Origin of the sequence: Stenotrophomonas sp. TEPEL (genome assembly GCF_004348785.1) — a bacterium.
GTDB lineage: Bacteria > Pseudomonadota > Gammaproteobacteria > Xanthomonadales > Xanthomonadaceae > Stenotrophomonas > Stenotrophomonas indicatrix.
Window position 1 is genome coordinate 1,044,779 of sequence record NZ_QQXJ01000001.1, and the last position, 22,470, is coordinate 1,067,248.

Annotated in this window: 17 protein-coding genes; 11 read left to right on the forward strand and 6 right to left on the reverse strand. The window is 67.1% G+C overall.

The features are described 5' to 3' along the window. Nucleotides 1-42: 42 nt before the first annotated feature. From TEP_RS04630 to pbpC, 3 genes are all read left to right on the forward strand, one after another. Nucleotides 43-1,503: a bifunctional 2-methylcitrate dehydratase/aconitate hydratase gene (locus tag TEP_RS04630; RefSeq protein ID WP_132824439.1), complete on the forward strand. Its 1,461-nt coding sequence runs from the start codon at nt 43-45 to the stop codon at nt 1,501-1,503. Between the two features lie 174 nt (nt 1,504-1,677). Beyond that, nucleotides 1,678-6,585 carry an alpha-2-macroglobulin gene (locus TEP_RS04635; protein ID WP_132824440.1) on the forward strand — a complete coding sequence of 1,636 codons (4,908 nt, stop codon included), beginning with the start codon at nt 1,678-1,680 and terminating at the stop codon, nt 6,583-6,585. Nucleotides 6,586-6,634: 49 nt separating this feature from the next. Then, nucleotides 6,635-9,019: a penicillin-binding protein 1C gene (gene pbpC / locus TEP_RS04640; RefSeq protein ID WP_132824441.1), complete on the forward strand. Its 2,385-nt coding sequence runs from the start codon at nt 6,635-6,637 to the stop codon at nt 9,017-9,019. 168 nt (nt 9,020-9,187) lie between these two features. Here pbpC and TEP_RS04645 read toward each other — a convergent pair whose 3' ends face one another. Next, nucleotides 9,188-9,769 carry a ferritin-like domain-containing protein gene (locus TEP_RS04645; protein ID WP_132824442.1) on the reverse strand — a complete coding sequence of 194 codons (582 nt, stop codon included), beginning with the start codon at nt 9,767-9,769 and terminating at the stop codon, nt 9,188-9,190. A 30-nt stretch (nt 9,770-9,799) separates the two neighbouring features. Beyond that, nucleotides 9,800-10,282, reverse strand: a complete 483-nt coding sequence (locus TEP_RS04650) for a peroxiredoxin (protein ID WP_132824443.1) — start codon at nt 10,280-10,282, stop codon at nt 9,800-9,802. A gap of 258 nt (nt 10,283-10,540) precedes the next feature. Here TEP_RS04650 and TEP_RS04655 point away from each other — a divergent pair, with 258 nt between their 5' ends. After that, entirely contained in the window at nt 10,541-11,431 is an 891-nt protein-coding gene (locus tag TEP_RS04655; RefSeq protein ID WP_132824444.1) for a DnaJ C-terminal domain-containing protein, read from the forward strand. 105 nt (nt 11,432-11,536) lie between these two features. On the opposite strand, the gene pilH is transcribed toward TEP_RS04655, so the two are convergent. Then, the gene (pilH, locus tag TEP_RS04660) at nt 11,537-11,908 is read right to left on the reverse strand and encodes a twitching motility response regulator PilH (protein ID WP_005410644.1); all 372 of its coding nucleotides are present in this window, start codon (nt 11,906-11,908) and stop codon (nt 11,537-11,539) included. 88 nt (nt 11,909-11,996) lie between these two features. Further along, nucleotides 11,997-12,992 carry a YhdH/YhfP family quinone oxidoreductase gene (locus TEP_RS04665; protein ID WP_132824445.1) on the reverse strand — a complete coding sequence of 332 codons (996 nt, stop codon included), beginning with the start codon at nt 12,990-12,992 and terminating at the stop codon, nt 11,997-11,999. Between the two features lie 152 nt (nt 12,993-13,144). Here TEP_RS04665 and hflK point away from each other — a divergent pair, with 152 nt between their 5' ends. The 6 genes from hflK (at nt 13,145) to TEP_RS04695 (ending at nt 18,480) form a co-directional block, all read left to right on the forward strand. Further along, entirely contained in the window at nt 13,145-14,281 is a 1,137-nt protein-coding gene (gene hflK, locus TEP_RS04670; RefSeq protein ID WP_132824446.1) for an FtsH protease activity modulator HflK, read from the forward strand. Further along, the gene (locus TEP_RS04675; protein ID WP_025877040.1) at nt 14,278-15,141 is read left to right on the forward strand and encodes a protease modulator HflC; all 864 of its coding nucleotides are present in this window, start codon (nt 14,278-14,280) and stop codon (nt 15,139-15,141) included. Before hflK ends, TEP_RS04675 begins: the two co-directional genes overlap by 4 nt. A gap of 67 nt (nt 15,142-15,208) precedes the next feature. Beyond that, nucleotides 15,209-15,394, forward strand: a complete 186-nt coding sequence (locus TEP_RS04680; protein ID WP_025877042.1) for a DUF2065 family protein — start codon at nt 15,209-15,211, stop codon at nt 15,392-15,394. 286 nt (nt 15,395-15,680) lie between these two features. Continuing rightward, the gene (locus tag TEP_RS04685) at nt 15,681-16,973 is read left to right on the forward strand and encodes an adenylosuccinate synthase (RefSeq protein ID WP_025877044.1); all 1,293 of its coding nucleotides are present in this window, start codon (nt 15,681-15,683) and stop codon (nt 16,971-16,973) included. Nucleotides 16,974-17,117: 144 nt separating this feature from the next. Beyond that, nucleotides 17,118-17,780, forward strand: a complete 663-nt coding sequence (locus TEP_RS04690) for a hypothetical protein (protein ID WP_132824447.1) — start codon at nt 17,118-17,120, stop codon at nt 17,778-17,780. A 274-nt stretch (nt 17,781-18,054) separates the two neighbouring features. Beyond that, nucleotides 18,055-18,480: a DUF4259 domain-containing protein gene (locus tag TEP_RS04695; RefSeq protein WP_132824448.1), complete on the forward strand. Its 426-nt coding sequence runs from the start codon at nt 18,055-18,057 to the stop codon at nt 18,478-18,480. A gap of 4 nt (nt 18,481-18,484) precedes the next feature. Here the strand turns inward: TEP_RS04695 and TEP_RS04700 are convergent, their stop codons facing one another. Then, the gene (locus TEP_RS04700) at nt 18,485-19,135 is read right to left on the reverse strand and encodes a M23 family metallopeptidase (protein ID WP_132824449.1); all 651 of its coding nucleotides are present in this window, start codon (nt 19,133-19,135) and stop codon (nt 18,485-18,487) included. 4 nt (nt 19,136-19,139) lie between these two features. Further along, nucleotides 19,140-20,105 carry a L,D-transpeptidase family protein gene (locus TEP_RS04705; protein WP_132824450.1) on the reverse strand — a complete coding sequence of 322 codons (966 nt, stop codon included), beginning with the start codon at nt 20,103-20,105 and terminating at the stop codon, nt 19,140-19,142. Nucleotides 20,106-20,339: 234 nt separating this feature from the next. On the opposite strand from TEP_RS04705, the gene TEP_RS04710 reads away from it, so the two are divergent. Beyond that, the gene (locus TEP_RS04710; protein ID WP_132824451.1) at nt 20,340-22,466 is read left to right on the forward strand and encodes a methyl-accepting chemotaxis protein; all 2,127 of its coding nucleotides are present in this window, start codon (nt 20,340-20,342) and stop codon (nt 22,464-22,466) included. Nucleotides 22,467-22,470: the final 4 nt, after the last annotated feature.

Genomic DNA, 22,470 nt, shown 5'->3' on the forward strand with positions numbered 1-22,470 from the left:
CCGGGTTTGTCGCAGCGTGCAACCCCACGAGGAGACCGAACAATGTCCGACAGCCACACCCCATCCAACGCCCGTGCAGCCTGGGATGCGCTGCTGGTGGACATCGTCGACTACGTGCGTGACACGCGCATCGACTCGCCGCTGGCGTTCCAGACCGCGCATCACTGCCTGCTCGACACGTTGGGCTGCGGGTTGGAGGCGCTGTCCTTCCCCGCCTGCAGCAAGCTGCTGGGCCCGCTGGTGCCGGGTATCAGCGTGACCAACGGCGCGCGCGTTCCCGGCACCAACTTCGTGCTCGATCCGGTGCAGGCGGCTTTCAACATCGGCGCGATGGTGCGCTGGCTGGATTTCAACGACACCTGGCTGGCCGCCGAGTGGGGCCACCCCTCGGACAACCTCGGTGGCATCCTCGCCGTGGCCGACTGGCTTGGCCGCAACGCGGCGGCGTTGCGACGCCCGCCGCCGACCGTGCACGACGTGCTGCTGGCGATGATCAAGGCGCACGAGATCCAGGGCGTGCTGGCGTTGCGCAACTCTTTCAACCGGGTCGGCCTGGACCACGTGCTGCTGGTCAAGGTGGCCACCACCGCCGTCGTCGCGCAGATGCTGGGGCTGGACCGCGAGCGGATGCTCAATGCGGTGTCGCTGGCCTGGGTGGATGGACAGGCGCTGCGCACCTACCGGCATGCGCCCAATACCGGTTCGCGCAAAAGCTGGGCGGCCGGTGATGCGACCAGCCGTGGCGTACGCCTGGCGCTGATGGCCGCCACCGGCGAGATGGGCTACCCCAGCGTGCTCAGTGCACCGACCTGGGGCTTCGAAGCGGTATCGATGCATGGCCAGGCGCTGACCCTCGGCCGCCCCTTCGGCAGCTACGTGATGGAGAACGTGCTGTTCAAGATCAGTTTCCCGGCCGAATTCCACGGGCAGACGGCGGTGGAGGCGGCGATCATCCTGCACCAGCAGCTGCGCGCGCAGGGGCGAGCGGCCGAGGACATCGAGCACATCGCGATCCGTACCCAGGAAGCCTGCATCCGCATCATCGACAAGCAGGGGCCGCTGCACAACCCGGCCGACCGCGATCACTGCGTGCAGTACATGGTGGCCATCGCGCTGCTGCATGGGCGGCTGGTGGCCGAGGATTACGAGGACGACATGGCGGTCGATCCGCGCATCGACACGCTGCGCGCGAAGATGACCTGCCATGAAGACCCGCAGCTCAGCGCCGACTACCTGGACCCGGACAAGCGCAGCATCGCCAACGGGCTGACGGTGCGCTTCAACGACGGCAGCGCGCTGCCGGAGGTGCTGGTGGAGTACCCGCTGGGCCACGCACGCCGGCGCGCAGAGGGTATCCCGCTGCTGATGGACAAGTTCCGTCGGCACCTGGCGCACCGCTTCCCCACCGCCCAGCAGCAGCGCGTCCTGGCCGCCTCGCTGGACCCGGTGGCCCTGGCGGCGATGCCGGTGACCGACTACGTGGACCTGTACCTGCCGGGGTAGGGGCGCTCTGGCGGGTGCCAACCCTGGTTGCCATGGGCCCAACGCCAACCGGGGCTGGCGGCTACCGCGCCGGGCATGGCCCGGCGCTACCGTTCCGATGCATTCCTGCCGAATCCGCGTCAACGCCTTGACGCGACGCGCCTATAATGGCCACCTCGATCAAGGAGTGACGACATGAGCGGTCCGGCACGGCGGATGCGGTGGGGATGGACGGCAGCATTGCTGGCAGGAGGCCTGTTGCTGGGCCTGGCCGGTTGCCGCAACGACAGCGGGCAGCTGCCAAAGGCCAGCGGCGAAGCCATCGCCACCAAGGCCGAGCAGGTGAAGGAGTTCACCCTGCTGCGCGCCTACCCGGACCAGAAGAGTGAAGGCCTGTCGCTGGCGCTGGAGTTCTCGCGCCCGCTGGTCGGCACCCAGGACTTCGACAAGCTGGTGCGCTTCGAAGAGAAGGTCGGCAACGATGACAGCAGTTGGACCCTGTCCGATGACGGCCTGACCCTGCGCTATCCCTTCGTCGAAGCCGGCAAGGAATTCAGCCTGGTGGTCTCGCCGGACCTGCTGGCCGCCGATGGCAGCCGCCTGGGCAAGGAACTGAAGCAGAAGGTCTTCAGCGGCGAGCTGAAGCCGGTTGCCGGTTTCGCCTCGCAGGGCAGCGTGCTGCCGGCCAAGGACAGCCGTGGCCTGCCGGTGGTGTCGGTGAATGTGCCGGAGGTCGATGTCGAGTTCCTGCGCGTGCGCGAAAAGGATCTGCCGACCTTCTTCAGCCAGTACCAGCGCGGTGGTCGCCGTGGCAGCTGGGAACTGAGCAGCGACTACGAGCGCAGCCCGATCAACAAGCTGGCCGAACCGGTCTACGTCAACCGCTTCATCCTGGGCGGCAAGCAGAACGAGCGGGTGCTGACCTATCTGCCGACCCAGGACATCAAGGAACTGCAGGAGCCGGGGCTGTATTTCGCCCTGCTCAAGCGCACCGGTGACTACGAGGGCGAGTTCGATACCGCATTCTTCTCGGTCAGCGACATCGGCCTGCACACCCGCGCGTACAAGGACAAGCTGTTCGTCCATACCGCCGCGCTGAAGGACGGTGCATCGCTGAAGGGCATCGACCTGCGCGTGCTCGATGCCAAGGGCGAAGTGGTGCTGAAGGGCAGTACCGACAGCAACGGCAATGCGCTGCTGAACTACAGCCTGGATGCCACCCACGTGCTGGTGGCAAGCAGCGGCAAGGACACCAGTTTCCTGCCCTTCAACCAGCCGGCGCTGGACCTGAGCGAGTTCGCCGTGGCCGGCCGTGACAACGCCTGGTTCGATGTCTATGCCTGGTCGGGCCGCGACCTGTACCGCCCGGGCGAGACGGTGCGCCTGTCGGCGCTGCTGCGCGACAACGACGGCAAGCCGATCAAGAGCCAGCCGGTGTTCCTGCGCCTGAAGCAGCCCGATGGCAAGACCTTCCGCGAAACCCGCGTGCAGCCGGGCGAACAGGGCTACATCAACTTCGAGCAGACCATTCCCGCCGAGGCGCCGACCGGGCGCTGGCAGGTGGAGTTCCGCACCGACCCGGCCAGCAAGGAAGCGATCCAGGGCATGACCCTGCGCATCGAAGAGTTCCTGCCGGAGCGCATGAAGCTGGACCTGGACAGCGCGCAGAAGACGCTGAAGCCGGGTGAAGACCTGCGCCTGCAAGCCAACGGTGCCTATCTGTACGGTGCCCCGGCCGACGGCAACCGCTTCACCGCGCGCATGGCGGTGGCCGCCGAGCAGAAGCCGGTGGAGGGCCTGCCGGGCTACTTCTTCGGCGACCCGACCCTGCAGCTGCCGCGCGAAGCCAAGGATGTCATCGACACCACGCTGCCGGCCAATGGCCAGCTGCGCGAAGACGTGTCGTTGCCGGAAGAGGCGACCAAGGCGAAGGCGCCGATCGCGGTGGTGCTGTCCGGCAGCCTGTATGAAACCGGTGGCCGCACGGTCACCCGCACCCTGAAGCGGGTGGTATGGCCGGCCGCCGCACTGGTCGGCGTGCGCCCGTTGTTCAATCCGGACGACGGCGCTGATTCCAACGGCAACGCGCGGTTTGAACTGATGCGCGTGGATGCGGCCGGCAAGCCGCAGCCGGCCAAGGGCCTGAAGATCACCCTGGTGCGCGAGCTGCGCGACTACCACTGGACCTTCAACGACAACCGCTGGGACTACGATTTCACCCGCCGCTTCGAAAACAAGGAAACCCGTACCGTCGATGCCGGCGGCAGCGCGGTGGCCTTCGACTTCCCGGTGGAGTGGGGCGAGTACCGGGTGGACGTGTTCGATCCGTCCACCGGCCTGACCAGCCGTTATCCGTTCCGCGCCGGCTGGAGCTGGGGCGATGACAACCGTGGCCTCGATGCCCGCCCGGACAAGGTCAAGCTGGGCCTGGACAAGACCGGCTACAAGGCCGGCGATACCCTGGAAGTGACGGTGACCCCGCCGCACGCCGGCAAGGGCGTGCTGATGGTCGAGACCGACCGCATGCTGTACGTGCAGGATATCGACGCCAAGCCCGGTGCCACCTACAAGATCCCGGTCACCGCAGACTGGGAGCGCCACGACGTCTACATCACCGCGCTGGTGTTCCGCGGTGGCAGTGCGCCGAGCAAGATTACCCCGGCCCGCGCGGTGGGCGTGGTGCACGTGCCGATGGACCGCAAGGGCCGCACCGTGGCAGTCGGCCTGGCCGCGCCCAAGCAGATGCGACCGGAGCAGGACCTGCCAGTGACGGTCAGCGCACCGCAGCTGGCCGGCAAGGTCGCGCACGTCACTGTTTCGGCCGTGGACGTGGGCATTCTCAACATCACCCGCTTCCCGGTGCCCGATGCCGGCGCGCACTTCTTCGCCCAGCGCCGCCTCGGCATCGATGCCTATGACATCTACAGCCGGGTGATCGAGAGCTTCGACGGCGGCAGCGGCAAGCTGAAGTTCGGCGGCGACATGGCGCTGCAGGCGTTGCCGCAGGCCAAGCGGCCGACCGCGCGCGTGCAGACCGTGGACCTGTTCTCCGGCCCGGTGCAGCTCGATGCCAAGGGCATTGCCCGCATCCGCCTGAAAGTGCCGGATTTCAATGGCACCCTGCGGGTGTCGGCGCTGGTCTACAGCGATGACCAGTACGGCAAGCGCGATGTGGAAACCGTGGTGCGCGCACCGATCCTGGCCGAGGCCAGCATGCCGCGCGTGCTCGCCCCGGGCGACCGCAGCACGGTGACGCTGGACGTGCAGAACTTCACCGGCAAGTCCGGTCAGTTCAACGTGCGCGTGGACAGCGAAGGCCCGCTAAGCCTGGGCGAAGGCACGCGCAGCGTGCAGCTCAATGCCGATGCCAAGACCACGTTGAGCTTCCCGTTGTCGGCGCGCGAGGGCCACAGCGTGGCCAAGGTGCGCGTGCGTGTGGATGGCAACGGCTTCAAGGCCGACCGCCGCTACGATCTGCCGGTACGCGCGGCGTGGCCGCAGGTACTGCGCTCGCAGGTGCGCACGCTCGATCCGCTGGCGGCGGTGAGCCTGGATGGCAGCCTGATGGACGGGCTGATGTCCGAATCGGTCAATGCCCGCCTGCTGGTCAGCCCGCTGCCGCCGATCCCGTTCGCCAGCGCGCTGCAGGGCGCGCTGAACTACCCGTACGGCTGTGCCGAACAGACCACCAGCAAGGGCTACGCCGCGCTGATCCTGGACCAGGCCACGTCGTCCATGCTCGGCGCTGACGGCCTGGACGCGAAGACCCGTCGCGAGCGCATGGAAGGTGCGTTCGGTCGCCTGGCATCGATGCAGGTGGCCAACGGCAACTTCTCGATGTGGGGTGACGACGGCTACGTGAACCCGTGGCTGACCCCGTACATCGCCGAGTTCCTGCTCGATGCCAAGGACGGTGGCTTCGCGGTGCCGGACAACGTGCTGCAGAAGGCGCTGAACCGCCTGAGCGAAGACCTGCTGTCCGGTGGCAACCAGTTCTACGGCCAGGAAAAACGCGAAAGCCTGAAGTTCGCCAACCAGGCGTACTCGGGTTACGTGCTGGCCCGCGTCAACCGAGCGCCGCTGGGTACCCTGCGCGCGCTGTACGACAACGAACGCAGCAAGGCCGTGGGGGGGCTGTCGCTGGTGCACCTGGGCGTGGCGCTGTCGCTGCAGGGCGATGCCAAGCGCGGCCAGGCGGCCCTTGCGGCGGGCTTTGCCAAGTCCAGCAGCGAACGCCCGTCGTACTTCGGCGACTACGGCAGTGCCGTTCGTGACGATGCGCTGATGATCGCGCTGACCCACGAGAACAAGCTGGCCAAGCCGGCATGGGATGCACGCGCGGTTGATCTTGGCCGTGGCCTGGATGCGCGCCGCAGCAGCGGGTGGATGTGGCTGAGCACGCAGGAACAGGTGGCCATCGCTCGCCTCGGCAAGGCACTGGCCGCCAACCAGAAGGCGCTGGTGGCCGGTGAGCTGGTGATCGGTGGCAACAGCGAGGCCATCGGCGAACGCAAGCTGTTTGGCCGCAACTTCGATGCAGGACAGCTGGCCGCGGGCGTGCGCTTCACCCCGCAGGGACAGCCGCCGATGTTCGCCAGCATCGATGTGGCCGGCATTCCGCGCAGTGCGCCGGCGCCGGACAACAGCGTGATCGGCGTGGAGCGAAGCTACTTCGGCACCGATGGCAAGCCATGGTCGCCGCGTCCGCTGAAGGAAGGTGAAGCGCTGATCGTGCGGGTCACCATCACCGCCGACAGCGAGATGCCCGATGCGCTGCTGACCGACCTGCTGCCGGCAGGCCTGGAGATCGAGAACCTCAACCTGGGCGATGCCAAGCAGTGGGCCGATGTGGTGGTCGATGGCATCACCATCAGCGACCGCAGCGAAGCGGCCGATACCAAGCACGAAGAGTTCCGCGATGACCGCTACGTAGCGGCGCTGAAGCTCTCGCGTGGCAGCAAGGCCAACGTGTTCTACCTGGTGCGTGCAGTCACGCCGGGTACCTACACGGTGCCGCCGTCGCTGGTGGAGGACATGTACCGTCCGCAGCTGCGTGGCGTCGGCCGCAGCAACCCGACCACGCTGACGGTGGTACAGCCGTGACCGTGCGGGCGGGCCGCGACGGCGCGGCCCGTCCCACTGGATGCCGTGGATGAAGGTGGGATCGCTGAAAACGCGGCTGCCGCGCCTGCGGCAGCGGCTGCAACCGCTGTGGCCTTGGCTGCGCTGGGGCACGGCGGCGTTGCTGGCGCTGCTGCTGGTGCTGGATTTCGCCTTCCCGCCGCCGTTGCCCCGGCAACGCGACACCAGCACGCTGGTGGTCGCCGCTGACGGCAGCCCGATGCGGGCGTTCGCCGATGCCGAGGGCGTGTGGCGCTACCCGGCATCGGTCGACAGCGTGTCGCCGCTGTACCTGCAGGCGCTGCTGACCTACGAGGATCGCTGGTTCTGGCGGCATCCGGGCATCAATCCGCTGGCGGTCCTGCGTGCCGGCGGGCAGCTGCTGCGGGGTGGCCGCATCGTCTCCGGAGGCTCGACCCTGACCATGCAGGTGGCGCGCATTCTCGATCCGCATACGCGCACGCCCTGGGGCAAGCTGAAGCAGATGCTGCGTGCGGTGCAGCTTGAGGTGCACCTGTCCAAGCGCGAGATCCTCGCGTTGTATCTGGAGCGCGCGCCCTACGGTGGCACCATCGAAGGCGTGGAGGCGGCCAGCTGGGCCTACCTGGGCAAGCCGGCCGCACAGCTTTCGCATGCCGAGGCCGCGTTGCTGGCGGTGCTGCCACAAGCACCCAGCCGTTTGCGCCCGGATCGTCATCCTGAAGCTGCGCAGAGGGCACGCGACAAAGTGCTGGCGCGCATGGCCGAGCTTGGCGCATGGACGCCGGAGGAAGTGGAAGACGCGCGCATCGAGAACGTGGTCGCACGCTCGCTGCGTCCACCGCTGCATGCGGCACTGCTGGCCCAGCGCCTGCACTCGGCGCATCCCGGGCAGGCGCGGATCCAGAGCAGCATCGACATCGGCCTGCAGCGCACCCTTGAAGAGCGCGTGGCCAGCTATTTCTCCACGCTGCCCGAGCGCACGTCAGCCGCACTGCTGGTGGTCGACAACCAGACCCTGCAGGCGCGTGCGTATGTCGGCACGCTGTCTTTCGGTGATCGGCAACGGCTGGGCCACGTGGACATGGTGCAGGCCTGGCGCTCGCCGGGCTCCACGCTCAAGCCGTTCCTGTATGCGATGGCACTCGATGATGGCCTGATCCATTCCGAGAGCCTGCTGGTGGATGCGCCGCAGAGCTTCGGCAGCTATCGGCCGGGCAACTTCGACATGGCCTTCAACGGCCCGGTCAGTGCTGCCAGTGCGCTGCGCCTGTCGCTGAACGTGCCGTCGGTCGACCTGCTGCAGCGGGTTGGTGCGGCACGCTTCGCCGCGCGCCTGTCGCACGCCGGCATCCAGTTGCGCTTTCCGCCGGGCAGTTCGCCCAATCTGTCGCTGATCCTCGGCGGCACCGGCGCGCGGCTGGAAGACCTGGTCGGTGCGTTCGCTGCGCTCAACCGCAACGGCATTGCCGGCCGCGTGCGCTACACCGATGACGAACCGATGATCGAGCGGCGGCTGGCTTCGCCCGGTGCCAGCTGGATCGTGCGCGAGATGCTGGAATCGAATCCGCGCCCGGGATACGGCGTTGGCACGTTCGACGTTGGCGGGCGGCCGCGCGTGGCCTGGAAGACCGGCACCAGCTATGGCTACCGCGATGCGTGGGCGATCGGCAGTACCCGCCACTACACCGTGGGCGTGTGGGTGGGGCGCCCCGATGGCACGCCGTTGCCGGGGCAGTACGGCGCGGTCACCGCCCTGCCGCTGATGTTCGAGGTGGTCGACAGCCTGCCGCGGCAACGCGGCGATGCGGCGGCCGCGCCGATGCCGGCCAGCGTGACCCAGGCAGACATCTGCTGGCCAACCGGAGAACTGGCCGAAGGGTTGCCAGCGGCACTCTGCCAGCGACGCCTGTCGGCCTATCTGCTGGACGGTGCGGCACCGCCGACCTTCCCCGAACGCGAGGCGCGGCGATGGCAGCCTGGCCGCCAACGCTACCTGGCTGACGCGCGCACCGGACTGCGCGTATCGGCTGACTGCAGCGCGCCGCATGAGGAAGTCGCGCGTGAGATCGCGCGATGGCCGGCGCTGTTGTCACCCTGGCTGCCCAAGGCCACCCGCGATGCCTCACAGCTTCCCGCATTGTCGCCGGACTGTCGCGATGATGGTCGCCAGGCCAGCGTGGCCCTGCATATCGATGGCCTCAACGAAGGCGCGACGCTGGCGCGTGCACCCAATGCCGAACACGGCGTACGCCTGCAGCTGCGCGCATTGGGCAGCGAACAGGCCGTGGACTGGCTGCTGGATGGTCGATGGATCACGCAGACGCGCGGTGCGCAGCTGATGCAGCGCGAATTCGCCGATCCGGGCGCGCATACGTTGACTGCGCTGGCCGCTGACGGCGCCTGGACGCAGGTACGGTTCAACGTGCTGCGGTAGCGCCGGGCCATGCCCGGCGGGTTGGTGCCCGATCACGTGACATCCGCCGGGCATGGCCCGGCGCTACCGATCCACCGTGACCCGGTAGGTGCCAACCTTGGTTGGCACGCGCAGAAGCTGCCCACCAAGGTGGGCGACTACCGGGGCGTTCGCTGGCACGGTGCGGCGCTACTCCCCGATCCAGCCATCCAGCAGGTCGGCGAACTCGTCGGCATGCTCCTCCTCCTGCGCCAGGATCTCCTCCAGGATGCGCTTGGTGGTGGTATCGCTGTCGCCGATGAAGTTGATCATCTCGCGGTAGCTGTCGATGGCGATGCGCTCGGCCACCAGGTTCTCGCGGACCATGTCGCGCAGGTCGCTGCCTTCCTTGTATTCGGCGTGCGAGCGTGCGGTCAGCGTGTCCGGATTGAGGTCAGGCTCGCCGCCGAGCTGGACGATGCGTTCGGCCAGCTTGCCGGCGTGCGCCTGCTCCTGCTGTGCGTGCTCGAGGAACTCGCCCTTGACCGCGTCGGCCAGCATGCCCTTGGCCATGAAGTAGTGCCGGTAGTAGCGCAGTACGCACACATATTCGGTGGCCAGCGCGTCGTTGAGCAGTTTGATCACCACCTTGCGGTCGGCGCTGTAGCTGTCGGTGATCGCCCCGTCCTCGATGTTCTTCCGTGCTCGCTCGCGCAGGGTCTGGCGATCGCTGATGCCAGCGACCTTGGCGGAAGGGGAGGTGTTGCTGGCTTGGGCTGGCTTGTTGGACATGGCTGGCCGGTTTCCTTTGCAGTCAGGGTTTCAGGTGGGCAGGTGATCCAGTACGTAGTCGGCTGAGGACACCTCGAACTGGCCGGGCTCCTCGATCCAGCTCGCGCGCACCGTGCCGTCCACCACGTACAGGGCAAAGCGACGCGAACGCGTGCCCATGCCGGATGAACTTGCATCCAGCTCAAGGCCAAGTGCACGGGTCAGTTCGGCATTGCCGTCGGACAACATCAGCAGACCGTCGGGTACGTGCTGGTCGGCGGCCCAGGCTTTCATCACGAACGGGTCATTGACCGCCATGCAGTAGACATCGATGCCGCGATGGCGGAACGCCTCGAACTTTTCCACGTAGCCGGGCAGGTGGCGGGCCGAGCAGGTGGGGGTGAACGCACCGGGCACCGCGAACAGCACCACCTTGCGCCCATCGAACAGGGCGTGGGTATCAAGGGTCTCGATGCCTTCGCGGATGCGCTTGAGGGTTACTTCCGGGATGCGGTCGCCGACATGGATGGTCATGGGAACTCCTTGCTGGGTGAGGGTAGGGGCCAGGAGGGGACGGGCGCGTCAAGACATTGGAAAACCCACGTATATACCCCATCTCTGTCGTCCGTAGAGGCTCTCAGCCACAGCATGGGGCCGGGTGATGGCAGGCGCATTGCGCTGGATCAGTCGGCCTCACCGTTGCCGCACGACCGGCGGCGTAGCATCGCCGGCGCGTAGAATGAACCCGGGGCGGCGCCCACCGGCGCGGCCGAAGCGAATCGAGGTAGCTGGATGGAATTCAAGGATTATTACGCCACCCTGGGGGTGGAACCGAGCGCGGGCGAGGCGGAAATCAAGACCGCCTATCGCCGGCTGGCACGCAAGTACCACCCGGACGTCAGCAAGGAGGCCGGGGCCGAGGACAAGTTCAAGGCCATCAACGAGGCCTACGAGGCGTTGCGCGATCCCGAGAAGCGCGCGGCCTATGACCAGTTGCGTGCGCAGGGCTATCGCCCGGGCGAGGAATTCAACGTGCCGCCGAACTACGGCGGTGGCGGTTTCAATTTCGAGGAAGTGTTCGGCGGCGGTGGCCCCAACGGTGGTTTCAGCGACTTCTTCGAGAGCCTGTTCGCGCGCCAGCGCGGCGGCCAGGGTGCAGGCCCGGGCCCGGGCTTCAGCAGCCATGGCCATGCGCCCAACCGCGATACCCGGGCCAAGCTGTCGGTACCGCTGGAGGCGGCCTACAACGGCGACAGCCTGCGCATCACCGTCAACGGCAAGCAGCTGGACGTGCGCGTGCCCAAGGGCATCCGTCCCGGGCAGGTGATCCGCCTGGCCGGGCAGGGCAACCACGGCGGCAACCTGCTGCTGGAAGTGGAGTACGCCGCGCATCCGCAGTTCGAGGTCGACGGCCGCAACATCCTGTACACGCTGCCGGTCACCCCGTGGCAGGCGGCGTTGGGCACCAGCATCAGCGTGCCGACCCTGGGTGGCGCGGTGGAACTGAAGATTCCGGCCGATTCCGACGCTGGTCGCAAGCTGCGGCTGCGTGGGCGCGGCCTGCCGGGCAGCCCGGACGGCGACCAGATCGTCGAGCTGGAGATTGTCGCCCCGGCGGCGACGAACGACGCGCAGAAGAAGGCCTATCGGAATCTGGCCAAGGCGTTTGGCGAAACGATCTGAAATCCGCTTCGGTGGGTGCGGACCTCGGTCCGCACCTTGCGGTAGTGCCGGCGGCTGGCCGGCAGAGGCGCGCCAACCAAGGTTGGTACCTGCCAGAGCGCTGTATCAGCCTTGACCGGCGAACACCCGCTCCAGCACTTCGGACAGTTCGTCTTCCGAGAACGGCTTGGTGATGTAGGCCTTGGCGCCCTGGCGCATGCCCCACATGCGGTCGGTGTCCTGGTCCTTGGTGGTCACCAGGATCACCGGAATATGCCGGGTCGCCTCATCGCGGGCGAGCGTGCGGGTCGCCTGGAAGCCATTGAGGTTGGGCATCACCACGTCCATCAGCACCAGGTCGGGCAGCTCGGCCTTGGCGGTCTCCACCCCGGCCGCACCATCGGTGGCGGTCAGGATCTGGTGCCCGAGCTTCTCGACGATGCGCTGTATCCCCAACAGCTGCGACGGTGAGTCGTCGACGATCAGAATGCGTGCCATGTTGTTCCCCATGTGATGCCGGAAGTGTAGTGCCGGCGTCCCGTTGGCGGGAGGGCGACAGCTGCCGTCCGTCGCCTGCCTGCGACGTTCAGTCGATCCGCACCACCGTGCGGCCAAGCGAGCCGCCCGCCAGCATGCGATCGAACACCGCAGGCAGACCGTCCAGACCGACTTCAGCGGTGCAGATGCGGTCCAGGTGCTGCGGTTTCCACGCGTCGCCCAAGCGTGCCCACACTTCTTCGCGCAGCGCGCGCGGGGCATTGGCCGACGAAACGCCGAGCAGCGAGACACCACGCAGGATGAAGGGCATTACGGTCATCTCCAGCGTCGGGCTGGCGGCCAGCCCCGCACTGACCACGCTGCCGTAAGGCACGGTCTGGGCCAGCAGACTGGCCAGCATCGGCCCGCCGGCGTTGTCCAGGCCACCGCCGAAACGTGCCGACTGCAGCGGCCCGGTGTCGGCAAGGGCGTCACGCGGCAGCACCTCGGCAGCACCGATGCCGCGCAGGAAGTCGCTCTGTTCCGGTTTGCCGCTGATCGCGTGCACGGCATAGCCGGCGCGGCTGAAGATGTCCACGGCCAGAGCCCCGACCCCACCGCTGGCGCCGGTGACCGCCAATGGCCCACGCTCGGGCGTCTGCCGGTTGTCCTGCAGGCGCAGCAGCGCCAGCGCGGCGGTGAAGCCGGCGGTGCCCAGCACCATCGCCTCGCGTGGGCTCAGGCCCGCCGGCTGGGCGATGACCGCGCTCGATTCCAGCCGCACGTACTGGCTGTAGCCGCCATCACGGGTTTCGCTGAGGCCACAGCCGGTGGCCAGTACCGCATCGCCCTCGCGCCAGGCCGGATCGGTGGAGGCGACCACCGTGCCGGCCACGTCGATCCCGCCCACCAGCGGGAAGCGGCGCAGGATGCGGCCTTTGCCGGTGCCGGCCAGGGCATCCTTGTAGTTGACCGAGGACCAGTGGGCGCGGATCAGCACCTGGCCGGGGTTGAGGTCGTCCAGACGCAGCGGGACCAGGCCGCTGCGGTAGCCGGCGTCGTCTTTTTCGATGCGGAAGGCGGTGAACGGGGTGGTGGGGGCCATCGGCATTGCCTGACTTCGAGGAAAACGCCACCTTACCCGGTCCGGCCCCTTTCAATCCTGCCGGTCCGCCCCATCTTGTATGATCGGTAGTGGTTAACGGCTGGCGTTGCGGGAAGGGCCCGCGTCGCAGCCCACATCTTGATGGAGCGTGCATGGCCTGGAATACACCCGGCGGCAACAAGGGCGGACAAGGCCCCGAGGACAATCGACGCGGGCCGTTCGGGTCGCGCGGCGGTGGCAATGGTAGCGGCTGGGGCGGATTGCCCGGACCGCTGAAGGATCTGTTCGACGGCGGCATCCTGCGTTGGGTGGTGGCAGCAGTGGTCCTGCTGGTGCTGTTCTCCAGCTTCCAGCTGATCGGCGAACAGCAGCGTGGCGTGGTGCTGCGCTTCGGCCAGTTCTCGCGCATCCTGACCCCAGGCCCGAACTTCAAGCTGCCCTGGCCGATCGAATCGGTCACCAAGGTCAACGCCACCGAGATCAAGACCTTCTCGATCCAGGTGCCGGTGCTGACCCGCGATGAGAACATCGTCAATGTCTCGTTGAACGTCCAGTACCGCATCGATGACCCGCAGCAGTACCTGTTCGGCACCGTTGATGCCGACCAGGTGCTGGAGCAGTCGGCTCAGAGCGCGGTGCGCGAGGAAGTCGGCCGCGCCGACCTCAACGCCGTACTGAACAACCGTGGCCCGCTGGCCGTGGCCGCCGAAGAGCGCCTGCAGACATTGCTGCGTGCCTTCAAGACCGGTCTGACCGTGACCGGCCTGACCCTGCAGGACGCCCGCCCGCCGGAGGAGGTCAAGCCGGCCTTCGACGAGGTCAACGGTGCCCAGCAGGTCAAGGAGCGCCTGATCAATGAAGCCCAGGCCTATGCGGCCAAGGTCGTGCCTGAAGCGCGGGGCCAGGCCTCGCGTGCCCGTACCACCGCCGAAGGCTACAAGCAGGCCGTGGTGTCCAAGGCCGAAGGTGATGGCCAGCGCTTCAGCCTGCTGCAGGCACAGTACAAGGACGCACCGGAAGTCACCCGCAAGCGCCTGTGGCTGGAAACGGTGCAGCAGGTGCTGAGCGACAACCGCAAGGTCATTGGTGGCGATGGCCGCCAGCTGATCTACGTGCCGATGACCGGTGATACCCGTGCCAGCACCTCGGCACCGGCGCCGGTACCGAACCCCGATGTGGTGATGCCGTCGCTGCCGGGTACCACCGCAGTGGAAGCTTCCCGTGATCCGGGCCGGCCGGTGGGCCGCCCGACCGGGCGTCCGAGCGGCCGTGAGGAGGGCAGCCGATGAGAAATTCAATCTGGATCGCCGTTGTCGTAGCGGTGCTGCTGGGCCTGCTGGGCTCGGTGTACGTGGTCCGCGAGGACCAGACCGCCATGGTCCTGAACCTGGGCAAGGTGGTGCGTTCGGACATCAAGCCGGGCCTGCACTTCAAGCTGCCGGTGGTGGAAACGGTGCGGGTGTTCGACCGCCGCTTCCAGGTGCTGGACACCGCGCCGGCCCGTTACTTCACGGCCGAGCAGAAGGACGTCAGCGTCGACTTCTTCGCCATCGGTTACATCTCCAACGTGGGTGATTACTTCCGTGCCACCGGCGGCGATCCGCGTATCGCCAACGCCCGCCTGGCACCGATCATCACCGACTCGCTGCGCAACCAGATCAACTCGCGCACCCTGCAGCAGCTGGTCTCCGGCGACCGCAGCGAGCTGATCGCCGAGCAGCTGAAGGGCATCAACGAAGCCGTCGCCGGGCTGGGCATGCAGATGATCGACCTGCGCATCAAGCAGGTGGACCTGCCCACCGACAGCCAGGTGATCAATGACGTGTACGAGCGCATGCGCGCCCAGCGCAAGCAGGAAGCCGCCAAGCTGCGCGCCGAAGGCGAGGAGCAGTCGCTGACCATCCGCGCCCAGGCCGACCGTGACAGCACCGTGCTGATCGCAGAAGCCGAACGCGATGCCCAGCGCCTGCGTGGTGAAGGCGATGCCGAGGCCGCGCGCATCTACGGCAAGGCCGGTTCGGCTGACCCGTCGTTCTACGCGTTCTATCGCAGCCTCGAGGCCTACCGCGGCTCGATGACCGACGGCAACGGCGTGATCGTGCTGGACAAGAACGACCCGTTCCTGCAGTACCTCAAGAACGATCGCTGAGTCCGCACCGCAGTACCTCACGGGGCCCGGCCATACGCCGGGCCTCGTGCTTTTCCGGAGTTCCCCCATGAAAGATCTGTTCGCCGCCGTCTGTCTGGTCGCGGTGCTGGAAGGCCTGTTGCTGTTCGTGGCCCCCGTGGCCTGGAAGCGCATGGCCGAACGCCTGCTGGACCTGCCCAGCCCGGCCCTGCGCAGCTTCGGTGGCCTGGTCCTGCTGGCCGGGTTGAGCCTGCTGTGGTGGGTACGGCATTAGCAGGGGTCAGATCCCTTTCCGCAGGAAAGGGATCTGACCCCATTCCGGACGTCCAGGCGGGCGGCTGACCGGCTGGTGAAGCCGCCCGTCGGAAAGGTGGCACCGGACCCCGGAAACCCGGATAATGCACAAAAGCCGGACGGGCCTCCCCGTTCGGCTTTTTCCGTGTCTGGGCCTTCCATCGCCGGCCGCTCCCCGTTTGGAGCCGCCACCCAAGCGCTGGCCAGCCCCGCTGCGGTTTACCCGTCCGCGGCCCCGATGGCCGCAACAAATAGAGGAACCCGTCATGGGTCAGTCTGTCGTAGTGCTTGGTGCCCAGTGGGGCGATGAAGGCAAGGGCAAGATCGTCGATCTGCTCACTGAGGAAATCGGCGCCGTCGTGCGCTTCCAGGGCGGCCACAATGCCGGCCACACCCTGGTCATCAACGGCAAGAAGACCGTCCTGCACCTGATCCCGTCGGGCATCCTGCGTGACGATGCGCTGTGCCTGATCGGCAACGGCGTGGTGATCTCGCCGGCCGCGCTGCAGAAGGAAATCGCCGAGCTGGAAACCTCCGGCGTGGAAGTGCGTTCGCGCCTGAAGATCTCCCCGGCCGCGCCGCTGATCATGCCGTACCACATCGCCCTGGACCAGGCGCGCGAACGCGCTGCCGGCGGCAAGGCGATCGGCACCACCGGTCGTGGTATCGGCCCGGCCTACGAAGACAAGGTGGCGCGTCGCGGCATCCGCATCGCCGACCTGCATTATCCGAAGCAGCTGGAAGAACTCCTGCGCACCGCGCTGGATTACCACAACTTCGTGCTGACCAAGTACCTGAACACCGACGCGGTCGATTTCCAGAAGACCTTCGACGAGGCGCTGGCCTTCGGCGAATACGTGCAGCCGATGAAGTCGGACGTTGCCGGCATCCTGCATGACCTGCGCAAGCAGGGTAAGCGCGTGCTGTTCGAAGGTGCGCAGGGCGCGCTGCTGGACATCGACCACGGTACCTACCCGTACGTCACCAGCTCCAACACCACCGTCGGTGGTGCGCTGGCCGGTGCCGGCGTCGGCGCCGATGCGATCGACTACGTGCTGGGCATCGCCAAGGCCTACGCCACCCGCGTTGGCGGCGGCCCGTTCCCGACCGAGCTGGACGATGAAATCGGCCAGGGCATCCGCGACCGCGGCGCCGAATACGGTGCCTCCACCGGCCGCCCGCGTCGCTGCGGCTGGATGGACATCGTCGCGCTCAAGCGTGCCGTGGCCATCAACGGCATCAGCGGCCTGTGCATCACCAAGCTGGACGTGCTGGACGGCATGGAAAAGCTGAAGGTCTGCATCGCCTACGAATACAACGGCAAGCGTACCGAGTACGCGCCGCTGGACGCGCAGGGCTGGGAAGAGTGCACCCCGGTGTACCTGGAGTTCCCGGGCTGGACTGAAAACACCCACGGCATCACCAACTGGGACGACCTGCCGCCGGCCGCACGCGCCTACCTGCGTTCGCTGGAAGAGCTGGCCGGCTGCCCGATCAGCATCGTCTCCACCGGCCCGGACCGCGACCACACCATGGTCCTGCAGGATCCGTTCGCCTGAGCGATGCGGCGATGCCAGACGCTGCCTGGCAACGCTGCCGCACCGGTAGCGCCGGGCCATGCCCGGCGTCGCTGAAAGAAGAAGCCCCGCGAAAGCGGGGCTTTTTCGTTAGTGTGTACGCAATGCCAGCAGGGAAGCGGATCGATGACCGGCGATGTCAGCGCGAAAGGGACGCGGGTGCTGCGGATCACCCTGTGGGTGTTCTGGGGCCTGTGGGCAGTCGCCTGTGTGGTGCTGGCGGTGGGCGCCGTGGCCAACCACCTGGCGTCACGCACGCAGACCCTGCCGCTGGTGCTGAGCCCCGGTGCGAGCGCGGAGATCACGGTCTACCGCTTCATTGATGATCGTCTGCGGTTGCGGCTGCGTTACCCGCCCAACGCCGCCGACCCGGCCCTCGACCCCGGCGTGCTGATGCGTGTCGACACCCCCAACGAGCATGCGGACTTCCGTGCGGGCGTGCGTTCTGGCCCAGCCGGGACGGATATTGTGCGCAGGCTGGAAACCGTTGAAACGGCTGTTTTTACCGCCGCGTACTTCGGCTATGGCCGCGGTGATGCGTTGCCCCGTGGCCGCTCCTGGCTGCGGGTGACCGTGCTGGAAGTGGAGCCGGCGCTGGTCGGCAGGCCGGCAACGGTCGAAGTGCAGCCGCCGTTGGATCTTCTGAAACTGACCGACCTGGACTACCTCTGGTTGTGGCCGTTCTTCTTCTGGAAAGTGGTGGCGCTGTTGCTGCTGGTTCCAGGTATCGCACTGGTGATCTTCACCATCGCGCTGCGGCGGGGGCGACGCCGGTCTCCGCTGCGGTAGCGCTGGGCCATGCCCGGCGTTCCTGCAGAAGGAAGCCCCGCACAAACAGGGACTCTTTCGTTCGTCGGGGCGGATTGCTGTCGCATTTTGCCTTGGATCACTGTGGTGCGACAGGCAGGGGCTTGATAGGAAGCACCGTGTGCCAATGGTTGGCGTCGTGGATGTTGCACAGTATGCGGCCTGCGCTCGTGGCGTCTTGTCGACTGTCGCATGATTGGTGACTGCCCCGCGGGTCCTGCGCGGTGGTATCTGCCAACCAACGAGGAGAAATCACATGGGCGCATGGGGACACGGTTCGTTCGAGAACGATGACGCGTGCGATCTGGTCTGCGATCTGACGGAATGCACGGATTTGTCGATGTTGGAGGAAGCACTGCGCGCTGCCATCAATCCCGATGACTACTTGGAGGCACCCGAGGCAGGCAGGGCGGTCGCGGCGGCTGAGGTAGTGCTGGCGCTGCTGGGGCAACCAACGGATGCCCTTGCTGAGGAGGAAGAACTACTGGCCTGGGTGAAGGCACGCAACCAGGTCCCATCGGCCACACTATTGTCGCTGGCGCAACTTGCTGTGCAGCGGGTACAGGCCGATGACTGCGAATTGCGGGAATTGAAGGAGGAATCCGGTTCGCTCGACGAATGGATGGCCGAAGTGGACAGGCTGCGGGCAGGCCTGCGCGCCGCAGGCGGCGCAGCCGGTTGATACTTCAGCGGTCGGCCGTCTGCAGCAATGGATAGGGATTGATCGACTCGCCCTTCCACCATTGCTTCTCCGGGCCCAGCACGTGCACTTCGAAATGCAGGTGCGGGGCTTCGGGGTTGGCGTTGCCGGTGCTGCCGACGTAACCGATCACGTCGCCGCGCTTGATGGTCTGCTTCTCGGCCAGGCCGTCCGCGTAGCGCTGCAGGTGCGCGTAGTAGTAGCACCAGCGGCCGCTGGGTTCGAACTGATAGACGGTCAGGCCGCCACGCTTGCTGTCGAACAGCTTCTCGACATGGCCATCGGCCACCGCCAGCACCGGTGTGCCGGCAGCAGCCATGATGTCGATCGCATCGTGCACGCGGCCTTCGCTGCGTGCGTCAGTGAAAGTGTCCTGCAGTTGCGAGGGCGTGATGCCCTGTACCGGCAGCAGCAGGCCGGAGGGTGTGTCGCCCGTTGCTGCTGGGGCGGGCGCAGCGATTGCCGTTGTCGCCTGCTCCACGGGTACGGCACGGGCGCTGTCGGCCGCAGCGGAGGTCTGCGCCACTGCAAGGGGGCGGGCACCCGTGTCATCGGACAGCTCGCCATCACGCTGCAGCCACCATCCGGCTGCCACGCCCATCACCAGCCCCAGTACGATCAGTTGCGCCAGTCGCATCGGCTCACTCCTGCATGACGACCGGTACCGACGTATCCACCGCTGCAGCCACGCGCAGCGCATCCCAGTTGGTCATGCGCACGCAGCCGTGCGATTCGGTCTTGCCGACATGGCCGGGCACCGGCGTGCCGTGCAGGCCGTAATGGGGTTTGGACAGGTCGATCCAGACCCGGCCTACCGGATTGTTAGGCCCGGGCGGAATCGTGGCCTTGCGATCGCCCTTGCTGGCATCCCAGAACAGCTTCGGATTGTAGTGGAATGGCGGATCCCGGTAGACGCCGAGGATCTTCCACTCACCGATCGGCAGCGGGTCGTGCTCGCTGCCCGACGATACCGGTACCTGCGCGATCACCTTGCCCTGCGCGTCCAGCAGCTGCAGGGTGGAGTCGGATTTGTCGACCACCAGTTTGGCGGCCTTGGGCAATGCCGCGGGCGCAATATTGGGCACCTGGATGCGGCTGCCGGCCTTGCTCAGATCCACACCGGGATTGAGCGCCTTCAACAGCTCCGGTGCGGCATGGAAGCGCTCGCCCAGCGATTCCTCCACGCTGCTGAAGCCCAGTGCCTTCAGCTTGGCCTGGTCGGCGGGCTTTTTGGGAACCGCAACGAACGGACCGGCCACGTCCTCTGCGGTCAGCGTGTAGCTGGCAAGGGGGCCGACCGAGTCGGCCTGCAGGGCCTTCCAGGTGGCGTCGTCCAGTTCGCCGCTGACCGTCAGCCCGTGCGCTGCCTGGAAGCCGGACACCGCGCGGCGTTGATTGCTGCCCACTTCGCCATCGATCTCGCCCGGAGAGAAATTCGCGCGGTCCAGAAGTACCTGGGCGTGCAGGGGCGAGTGCGCCGCCGTGTCAGGGCCGGCCTTTTCGGCGATGGGTGCTGGCAGGCCGGCGGGCGGGGGCGTCTGCGCAAAGGCGGGCGACATCAGCAGCGACAGGGCGAGCAGGGCGGGGCGGCATACGGGCATGGGCATCTCCAGACAGATCACGCCTCCACCCTGCCCGTAGACGCTGCGCAGCCGCCGTGAAAGAAAACTGATGCCAGCATGAGCAGTGGGGCCGCGCCGCCGGGCCATCCTCCCGCGGCAGAAGCGGGAGGCCGGGTCTCACCAAGGTGAACGGCTTCCGACGCAGTCGAGCGGGAGGCGATCAAGATTCCCGGCTGGCGGGCCGATATGGGCGCATCCCCCCCGTTTTGGATTCACCCCATGAACTACTTGAGGAACGTCAGGGTCGCCTGGCGTCTTGGGCTTGGCTTTGGCCTGTTGTTGCTGCTGGTTGCCGCCGTGGTCGCTACCGGTGCCACCGCCACCATGGTGCAGAAGCGCGCGATGGAGCAGGTGGTCGAGGTCGGCGTAGCCAAGGTGCGGCTGCTGTCGGAGATGCTTGATGCCAACAACCAGATGATGGTCGTGCGCCGCGAGATGCTGATCCGCCAGGGCGAAGACCGTGCCAACGACGAGCAGCGCATCGCCGCTCTGGTCAAGCGCTACGAGGCCAGTTGGACGGCCTACCAGGCCCTGCCCGGCGATGCCGAAGGCAAGGTGATCGGCGAGACCATCGCCGCCAAGCGCGCGATCGCCCGTCCGCTCAACAAGCAGACCAGCGAACTGATGGAACAGGGCGATTTCCCCGGCGCCGTGGCGCTGACCCTGGGCCCGGTGCAGGAAGCGGCCAATGGCTGGAACAAGGCACTGGCCGATGGCGTGGCCTATGAAGAAAAGGAAAGCCGCGAGGCCGCTGCCGAGGCGATCCGCCTGGGCGAGCGCAGCCTGCTGCAGCTGCTGGTGCTGGGTGGCGTGGCGCTGCTGGCAGGCATCGCCGCATCGGTGCTGATCGGCCGCAGCATGACCGGCCCGCTGGCGCGTGCAGTGCAGCTGGCCGAGCGCCTGTCCAAGGGTGAACTGGACCAGGAATTCCGCCTGGGTGGCCGTGACGAGCTGACCCAGCTCGGCGAGGCCATGGCCAGCGTGCGCCAGAGCGTGCAGGCCGCCATCGGCGCGCAGCTGCAGATGGCCGAGCAGCATGAGGCCGGCGCGATCCGTTACCGGATGGACGCCAGCGCGTTCCCCGGCGACTTCGGCCGCATGGTGCAGGCCACCAATCACCTGGTCGAATCGCACGTGCAGGTGCAGCTGCTGATGGCCGAGGTGATGCAGCGCTATGCCATCGGCGACCTCAGCCGCGATCTGCCCGAGTACCCGGGCGAGAAGGGCACGCTGACCCGCACGCTGGCGGCGGTGAAGCAGAGCCTGATGGCGATCAACGCGCAGATCGATGAACTGGCCCGTGCCGCGCGCGCTGGCGATTTCAGCGTGCGTGGCGATGCTGCGGCATTCCAGTACCAGTTCCAGGCGATGGTGAACCACCTCAACGGCATGATGGCCAGTTCGCAGGCCAGCATCGCCGATGTCTCCGACGTGCTGCGCGCCATCTCGCATGGCAACCTCACCGCACGCATGGAGGGCGAGTACGAGGGCGTGTTCGCGCGCATGCGTGACGATGCCAATGCCACCACCACCCAGCTGACCGGTATCGTGCGTGGCATCCAGGTGGCCGCCGACAGCATCAACAACGCGGCACAGGAGCTGGCGGCCGGCAACAACGATCTGTCGCGCCGTACCGAACAACAGGCCGCGAATCTGGAAGAGGCTGCCGCCTCGATGGAAGAGCTGACCTCGACCGTGCGCCAGAACGCCGAGCTGGCACGCCAGGCCGACAGCGAAGCGCACGCGGCCGGCGTTGCCGTGCGCGAGACCGAGCAGGCCATGGCGCAGATGGCCACGGTGATGGGCGAGATCGACCAGTCTTCGGCGCGCATTTCGGAAATCTCCACGGTGATCGACGGCATCGCCTTCCAGACCAACATCCTGGCGCTGAACGCTGCAGTGGAAGCGGCGCGCGCCGGCGAACAGGGCCGCGGCTTTGCGGTGGTGGCCAGCGAAGTGCGTACGCTGGCACAGCGTGCCGGTGTCGCTGCCAAGGAGATCAAGGAGTTGATCGAGGACGCCGCTGCCAAGGTGCAGAGTGGCCTGGCCGTGACCGTGGAATCGGAAGCCGCCATTGCCCGCGTGGCCCAGGCGAGCTCGCGTACCACCCAGCTGATGAGCGACATCGCCGCCGCCAGCAAGGAACAGGCGGCCGGCATCGAGCAGGTCAATCAGGTTGTGGTGCAGATGGACCAGGTCACCCAGCAGAACGCCGCGCTGGTGGAAGAGGCCACCGCTGCCAGCCGCGCGCTGGAAGAGCAGGCGCATGCGCTGACCACGTCGGTGTCGGTATTCCAGCTGGAGCAGGGGGCGCGCACTTCACACGCCAATGCACGCGCTGCCTGACGCC

Excerpts from the sequence above, each read along its gene's own strand:
- TEP_RS04630 (WP_132824439.1), top strand. The coding sequence starts at position 43 with ATGTCCGACAGCCACACCCCATCCAACGCCCGTGCAGCCTGGGATGCG.
- TEP_RS04635 (WP_132824440.1), top strand. The coding sequence starts at position 1,678 with ATGAGCGGTCCGGCACGGCGGATGCGGTGGGGATGGACGGCAGCATTG.
- pbpC (WP_132824441.1), top strand. The coding sequence starts at position 6,635 with ATGAAGGTGGGATCGCTGAAAACGCGGCTGCCGCGCCTGCGGCAGCGG.
- TEP_RS04645 (WP_132824442.1), bottom strand. The coding sequence starts at position 9,769 with ATGTCCAACAAGCCAGCCCAAGCCAGCAACACCTCCCCTTCCGCCAAG.
- TEP_RS04650 (WP_132824443.1), bottom strand. The coding sequence starts at position 10,282 with ATGACCATCCATGTCGGCGACCGCATCCCGGAAGTAACCCTCAAGCGC.
- TEP_RS04655 (WP_132824444.1), top strand. The coding sequence starts at position 10,541 with ATGGAATTCAAGGATTATTACGCCACCCTGGGGGTGGAACCGAGCGCG.
- pilH (WP_005410644.1), bottom strand. The coding sequence starts at position 11,908 with ATGGCACGCATTCTGATCGTCGACGACTCACCGTCGCAGCTGTTGGGG.
- TEP_RS04665 (WP_132824445.1), bottom strand. The coding sequence starts at position 12,992 with ATGGCCCCCACCACCCCGTTCACCGCCTTCCGCATCGAAAAAGACGAC.
- hflK (WP_132824446.1), top strand. The coding sequence starts at position 13,145 with ATGGCCTGGAATACACCCGGCGGCAACAAGGGCGGACAAGGCCCCGAG.
- TEP_RS04675 (WP_025877040.1), top strand. The coding sequence starts at position 14,278 with ATGAGAAATTCAATCTGGATCGCCGTTGTCGTAGCGGTGCTGCTGGGC.
- TEP_RS04680 (WP_025877042.1), top strand. The coding sequence starts at position 15,209 with ATGAAAGATCTGTTCGCCGCCGTCTGTCTGGTCGCGGTGCTGGAAGGC.
- TEP_RS04685 (WP_025877044.1), top strand. The coding sequence starts at position 15,681 with ATGGGTCAGTCTGTCGTAGTGCTTGGTGCCCAGTGGGGCGATGAAGGC.
- TEP_RS04690 (WP_132824447.1), top strand. The coding sequence starts at position 17,118 with ATGACCGGCGATGTCAGCGCGAAAGGGACGCGGGTGCTGCGGATCACC.
- TEP_RS04695 (WP_132824448.1), top strand. The coding sequence starts at position 18,055 with ATGGGCGCATGGGGACACGGTTCGTTCGAGAACGATGACGCGTGCGAT.
- TEP_RS04700 (WP_132824449.1), bottom strand. The coding sequence starts at position 19,135 with ATGCGACTGGCGCAACTGATCGTACTGGGGCTGGTGATGGGCGTGGCA.
- TEP_RS04705 (WP_132824450.1), bottom strand. The coding sequence starts at position 20,105 with ATGCCCATGCCCGTATGCCGCCCCGCCCTGCTCGCCCTGTCGCTGCTG.
- TEP_RS04710 (WP_132824451.1), top strand. The coding sequence starts at position 20,340 with ATGAACTACTTGAGGAACGTCAGGGTCGCCTGGCGTCTTGGGCTTGGC.